Raw genomic sequence first — 5,734 nt, 5'->3', positions numbered from 1 at the left:
GTGGTAGCATTTTCGGTATAAACGATATAAATGGAATCGACCATGTTTGCCGCCGTCGATCTCGGCTCCAATAGCTTCCGTCTCTCCATCGGCCAGCACGATGGTGAAACTATCCGCATACTGAAAAGCCAGCGTGAACCCATCCGTCTTGCTGCCGGCCTCGATGCCAATGGCAATCTGACGCAGGACGCGATGCAGCGCGCGCTGATGTGCTTGAAAAATTTTCGTATCCTGCTGGCTGCGTACGAACTTGACGCGGTGCGCGTAGTGGCGACTGCCGTGCTGCGCGCCGCACGCAATTCCTCAACCTTCCTGCCGCAGGCCGAGCAAGCCATCGGCTATCCGATCGAGATCATCTCCGGGGAGGAGGAGGGCCGCCTGATTTATATGGGCGTAGCCAACGCACTGGGTCAGCCGAACGAGCGCCGCCTGGTGGTGGATATCGGCGGCGGCTCCACGGAGCTGATCCTGGGCCGCGGCCTGGACATCGAACGCGCCGAATCCTTCAGTGTGGGCAGCGTGAAGCAGAGCCTGTCCTTCTTCATCAATGGCCGTATCGATGCGCCATCGTTTGAAGCGGCGATTCTGTCGGCACGCAGCCATTTCGAGGATGGGGCGCCGCCTTATCATCCGGAATACTGGAAGCGGGCTTACGGCTCCTCCGGCACCATCCGGGCCATTGCCGAAATCATCGAGAAGAACAAGCTGGGCGACGGCATCACGCCCGCCAGCCTGAACGAAGTGCGCAAGCGCTTTATCGCCATCGGCCAGGTCGGCAAAATCGACATGCCCGGCCTGCGCCCCGACCGCGCCAGCACCGTCATCGGCGGCCTGGCCATTCTGATCGGCGTCATGCACGAACTGGGCGTCGAGCRGCTGGAGCCGGTGGAAGCGGGCCTGCGTCTGGGCGTGATGTGGGATCTTTACCTGCGCTCCATGCGCCGCGACCGCCGTGAAGAATCGGTGCGCAGCTACATCCGCAAATTCCACGTGGACGAAGCGCGCGCCGACCGCGTGGCGAACGACGCCTTGACCTTGTTCCAGCAGATGAAGCCGTCCAGCGATGGCATGGGACGCTATCTGTTCTGGTGCGCGCTGATGCACGAGACGGGCATGGTGGTGTCGCAGACCGGCTACCATAAGCACGCGGCCTATATGGTCGAAAACGCCGATCTGCCGGGCTTTACCACCCGCGAGCAGAAGGTGATGGGGCGCATGGTTCTGGCACAGAAGGGCAATCTGCGCAAAATCAGCGAGTATTTGCTGGATTCCGATTTCGCCAAGGCAGTCGTGGCGCTGCGTCTGGCAGTTCTCTTCATGCATTCGCGCATTACAGTCGACGACAAGTGCGTCAAGCTGCGCATGAAGAACCGTATCGACTTGGAAGTAAAGCGCGAACGCGTGGCAGAACACCCTACGCTGTCGTACTGGATGGAGAAGGAACAGGAGTTCTGGGACGAGGTTGGAGTGGATTTCAGTATCAGGACTACTGCTTAAAAGTTAAAAATAGTATATATTGTTTATATTATTCAATAAAAGGAACAGTCCATGAATGCCACGAAAGCCAAACCGGCCGCCAAAACCGCTGCCAAGCCTGCAGCCAAAGCCGCTGTGAAACCTGCTGCCAAAGCAGCCGTCAAGCCAGCGGCCAAGCCTGCTGCTAAACCGGCCGCTAAACCGGTCGCCAAAACCGCCGCTGCCAAGGCGCCTGCTGCCAAGCCAGCCGCAAAGACCGCCGCTCCGAAGGCTGCAGCGCCAAAAGCGGCAGCCGCGAAGCCAGCTGCCAAGGCCCCAGCCGCCAAGCCAGCCAAGGCTGCAAAACCTGCCAAGGCGCCGAAAGCTGCAAAACCAGCCGACAAGCCAGTCGATGCGCTGAAGCCGCGCAAGGAAAAGCTGGTGCGCGACAGCTTCACCATGCCGGAAGCCGAGTACGCAGTGCTGGGCCAGGTGAAAAAAGCCTGCCTGAAGGCCGGTTTCGAAGTGAAGAAGAGCGAATTGCTGCGTATCGGCGTCGCCCTGATTTCCCAGATCGACCTGGCCACCCTGCAGAGCGTTTTGGCGTCTTTGCCACAGCTGAAGACCGGTCGCCCTAAGAAGGCGTGACCATGTCATAGAACTGACATAGAAATGTCATGTTCTGGCAGTAATCAATAGTTACGCTTGCTCTGACTCAACTAGGAGGCAGAGCATGCAAAACACTATTCAAGTAGTAGAACAGAAGGTCGTCACCGGTCGCCTGCTGCTGAGCATGGCCAGCACCCAGGAAGAACTGCGCGAAGTCCAGCGTCTGCGCTACAAGGTGTTCATTGAGAGCATGGGGCTGACTTCCCTGGCCAGCGAAGATGGCCTGGACAGCGATGAATTCGATGAAGTCTGTGATCACCTGATCGTTCGCGAAGCCGACAGCCTGAAGGTCGTCGGCACCTATCGTCTGCTCAACCCGGCCGGCGCCCGCAAACTGGGCCGCGTGTATTCCGAAAACGAATTTGATCTGGGCCGCCTGCGCCACCTGCGCAACCGCATGGTTGAAGCGGGCCGCGCCTGCATTCACCCTGATTACCGCGGCGGCAGCGTGATCATGCTGCTGTGGTCCGGCCTGGCCGAGTACATGCGCCGTCACCAGTGCGAATACCTGACCGGCTGCGCCAGCATCAGTCTGGCCGACGGTGGCCACAACGCCGTCGCAGTGTATGAGCACCTGAAGAAAAGCCATATGGCGCCGCCTGAGTACCGCGTGACCCCGCACCTGCCGTTCCCGATCGGCCAGGTGGAAGCAGCCCGTGCGCCACAGGTTCCACCCCTGCTGAAAGGCTATATGCGCTCTGGCGCCTGGATCTGCGGCGAACCGGCCTGGGACCCTGATTTCGAAAGCGCGGACCTGTACCTGATGATGCCGCTGGCGAATCTGGACAACCGCTACGCCCGTCACTACGGCGTTGCCGCCTAAGCTGTACTGACTGTACCCCCGCGCCGCGTGCCCAACTGTGCACGCGCGCGCGGCGCCTCATTTCTTACCATGCAGACTGGCATTGTGAGATCTGAGGTGAACCATGCAATTCGATCCCCCGCAGCGCGCGGGCTACCAGGAGCGCGCCATCGTGCGCCATCGCGGCCGGCAAGCCGCTCAAGCTACCGATAACGTGGCGGAAGAAGTGCCGGTGGCACTGGTCTTTAATGGCATCTCCCACGCCGTGATGATGGCGACACCGCGCGACCTGGAAGAACTGGCGGTCGGCTTTGCCCTGACCGAAGGCATTGTGCGCGCCGAATCCGAGATTTACGACCTTGAAGCCCGCCTTCTGCCTGCGGCGGCGGAGGTGCAGCTGACCATCGCGCAGGGCGCCTTCATGCAGCTCAAGGAACGCCGCCGCTCTTTGGCGGGCCGCACCGGTTGCGGCGTATGCGGCATCGAAAGCCTGGAGCTGCTGGATCTCTCGCCGGAACCCATTCCACCGTCCGATTTGCCGGAGCCGCTGGCGCCTGCCATCGAGCGCGCGGCCCGCGAACTGGGGCAGCATCAAGCCCTGATGCGCCAGACCGGCGGCGTGCATGCCGCCGCCTGGTGCGGACTGGATGGCGCCGTTCACCGCGTATTCGAGGACGTGGGCCGTCACAATGGGCTGGACAAGCTGGTGGGCCATCTCGCCATGCAGGGTATCGATATGCGCCAGGGCTTCGTCTTCCTATCGAGCCGCGCGAGCTACGAGCTGGCGCGCAAGGCGGCGCGCATGCAGATTCCCATGCTGGCCACGATTTCGGCACCCACCTCGCTGGCCATCGATATTGCCCGCCAGGCAGGCCTGAAACTGGTCAGCTTCTGCCGCGCCGATGGCTTCGTCGAATACACGGAGGTGGAACATGCCTGATCCCGTCAGCTTGCGCATCGCCGTATTCACCGTCAGCAGCCGCCGCACGGCAGCCGATGACAGTTCCGGCGATCTGCTGGCCGAACGCCTGCAAGCGGCTGGCCATCAGCTGGTACGACGCGCCATCGTGCCGGACAATTTGTACGAAATCCGCCGCGTCATGAGCGACTGCATCGCCGAGAACGAGATTCAGGTGGTGCTGACCAGCGGCGGTACCGGCTTTGCGGCGAATAATGTGGTGCCGGACGCGGTGCTGCCGCTGCTGGACCGCGAAGTGCCGGGATTTGGCGAGATGCTGCGTCAGCTGTCCTACGACGATATCGGTACGTCCGCCTTGCAGGCCCGCGCCTTGGCGGGCATCGCCAATGAGACGCTGATTTTCTGCCTGCCGGGTTCCCCCGGCGCTTGCCGGCTGGCCTGGGACGGCATCCTCGCCGAACAATTGGACAGCCGCCACAAGCCCTGCAACTTCGCCTCGCGCTTCAAACCTTAAGGACAAGCCCCCGTGCCGGACGCCTGGCTGCGCACCGCCCTGGCGATATCGGCGGCCATATGGGCGATATTGCGCCGATGGCCCATCACTAATGCCTCATTGCCTGCTGCCACTTCTTCGCGGGCGATGGTGCGGCAGGTCAGGACTTGCTGGCTGCCCGCCGGGCGCACGCTCCACACCGCGTCCAGCAGGGCATACTGGCCGGGCGCGGACTCGAAACGCTGCACGCTGGTGCTGATGCGATAGACCGTGGCCTTGTCCGGCGGCTGGGTGCGGAACACGTCAATTGCGCCAAGCTCGCCCGACACCGCCAGCGACAGTGCCTGTCCGATTTCCGAAGCGGGCGGCGAAGCCCAGCGCTCCTGCTCCAGCACGTCGATGCGTCCTTCACCCGAAGTCACCACCAGCTGGCTGCGCGCCAGTTGCTGCGGCACGCTCACATTGTGCACTTCGATGTAGTAGCCGGGATTGGGCGCGGCCGAGGCGGGCGCCATGCCGCTGCTGAGGCTATAGAAGTGTTCCGGCGGCGCGCTCGCGCAGCCTGCCAGCAGCAATGCGGCTGCCGCGCCGCCTGACAAAACGTGCCAGCGCATCATTTGTTCTCCTTCATGGGCAGAGGTTTGGCGCGGATGATCGCCTCCGGATGGCGTTCGAGGTAGTCGGACAATTCGCTCAGCGATTGCAGTGTTTGCGTCAGCTGCTGCAGCGCGGTGCGGAGGTCGGACTGCACCGGCGAATCCTGCTGCAGCACCTGCTGCGCCGCGCCGAAGGTCTGGCGCGCCTCGCCCAGCGTGGCCTGCAGCTCCGGCACCAGCTGCGCATCGACTTTCTTGAACAGCGTATCGGCGCTCTTCAGCGAATCGCGCAGGTTGTTGCCGATCTGGTCGAACGGCACTTTATCCAGCTTGCGCGCGATGCTGGCGATCTGGGTCTGCAACTCGTCCAGCGCATTCGGCACCGTCGGCACCTCGATCGGATAGGCGCTCATATCCAGCTTGACCTGGGCCGCGTTGGGGAAGAAGTCCAGCGCGATGTACAACTGGCCGGTCAGCAGATTCCCCGTGCGCAGCTGGCCGCGCAGGCCGTGGCTGACCATGCGTTCCAGTACCACCGGACCGGCATTGCGGTCCTGCTCGTCCGCCACCGTGGCCTGGAAGCGGCGCCCCAGGCGGCTTGGGTACATGTCCACCGTGACCGGCATCCTGAAGTCCTTCTTGACCGGATCGAATTCCACGCCCACCGAACGCACTTCGCCCAGCACGATGCCGCGGAAGTCCACCGGCGCGCCTGGCGACAGGCCGCGCACCGACTGGTTGAAGTAGAACACGGTGGTAATCGGCGCGCCATCCTGTTCGCGCATCGCCTTGGCCTGATC

General features: G+C 62.6%; 7 protein-coding genes. 5 read left to right on the top strand and 2 right to left on the bottom strand.

The annotated features are described in order from the left end of the window. The first annotated feature begins 42 nt into the window (after positions 1–42). From AB4Z11_RS20760 to moaB, 5 genes are all read left to right on the top strand, one after another. The gene (locus AB4Z11_RS20760; protein WP_442027375.1) at positions 43–1,497 is read left to right on the top strand and encodes a Ppx/GppA phosphatase family protein; all 1,455 of its coding nucleotides are present in this window, start codon (positions 43–45) and stop codon (positions 1,495–1,497) included. Positions 1,498–1,548: 51 nt separating this feature from the next. After that, positions 1,549–2,103, top strand: coding sequence for a hypothetical protein (locus tag AB4Z11_RS20755; RefSeq protein WP_442027374.1), 555 nt, complete (start codon positions 1,549–1,551; stop codon positions 2,101–2,103). 85 nt (positions 2,104–2,188) lie between these two features. Then, positions 2,189–2,947 (top strand): GNAT family N-acetyltransferase, encoded by a 759-nt coding sequence (locus AB4Z11_RS20750; protein WP_442027372.1) that lies wholly within the window; start codon positions 2,189–2,191, stop codon positions 2,945–2,947. A 103-nt stretch (positions 2,948–3,050) separates the two neighbouring features. Then, complete coding sequence (gene fdhD / locus AB4Z11_RS20745; protein WP_442027371.1) at positions 3,051–3,866, top strand: formate dehydrogenase accessory sulfurtransferase FdhD; 816 nt, start codon at positions 3,051–3,053, stop codon at positions 3,864–3,866. After that, the gene (gene moaB / locus AB4Z11_RS20740; RefSeq protein ID WP_442027370.1) at positions 3,859–4,359 is read left to right on the top strand and encodes a molybdenum cofactor biosynthesis protein B; all 501 of its coding nucleotides are present in this window, start codon (positions 3,859–3,861) and stop codon (positions 4,357–4,359) included. Before fdhD ends, moaB begins: the two co-directional genes overlap by 8 nt. Here moaB and AB4Z11_RS20735 read toward each other — a convergent pair. Beyond that, positions 4,356–4,955, bottom strand: a complete 600-nt coding sequence (locus AB4Z11_RS20735) for a PqiC family protein (RefSeq protein ID WP_442027369.1) — start codon at positions 4,953–4,955, stop codon at positions 4,356–4,358. The genes moaB and AB4Z11_RS20735 overlap by 4 nt on opposite strands. After that, a partial coding sequence (locus AB4Z11_RS20730; protein ID WP_442027368.1) for an MlaD family protein occupies positions 4,952–5,734 on the bottom strand: 783 nt, incomplete at its 5' end. The genes AB4Z11_RS20735 and AB4Z11_RS20730, both read right to left, overlap by 4 nt.

This window comes from Pseudoduganella sp. RAF53_2, assembly GCF_052113985.1.
Lineage (GTDB): Bacteria > Pseudomonadota > Gammaproteobacteria > Burkholderiales > Burkholderiaceae_D > Rugamonas.
This window is presented reverse-complemented; position numbering and strand designations above follow the sequence as displayed.

Coding starts and splice junctions, on each gene's coding strand:
- AB4Z11_RS20755 (WP_442027374.1), top strand. CDS start 1,549: ATGAATGCCACGAAAGCCAAACCGGCCGCCAAAACCGCTGCCAAGCCT.
- AB4Z11_RS20750 (WP_442027372.1), top strand. CDS start 2,189: ATGCAAAACACTATTCAAGTAGTAGAACAGAAGGTCGTCACCGGTCGC.
- fdhD (WP_442027371.1), top strand. CDS start 3,051: ATGCAATTCGATCCCCCGCAGCGCGCGGGCTACCAGGAGCGCGCCATC.
- moaB (WP_442027370.1), top strand. CDS start 3,859: ATGCCTGATCCCGTCAGCTTGCGCATCGCCGTATTCACCGTCAGCAGC.
- AB4Z11_RS20735 (WP_442027369.1), bottom strand. CDS start 4,955: ATGATGCGCTGGCACGTTTTGTCAGGCGGCGCGGCAGCCGCATTGCTG.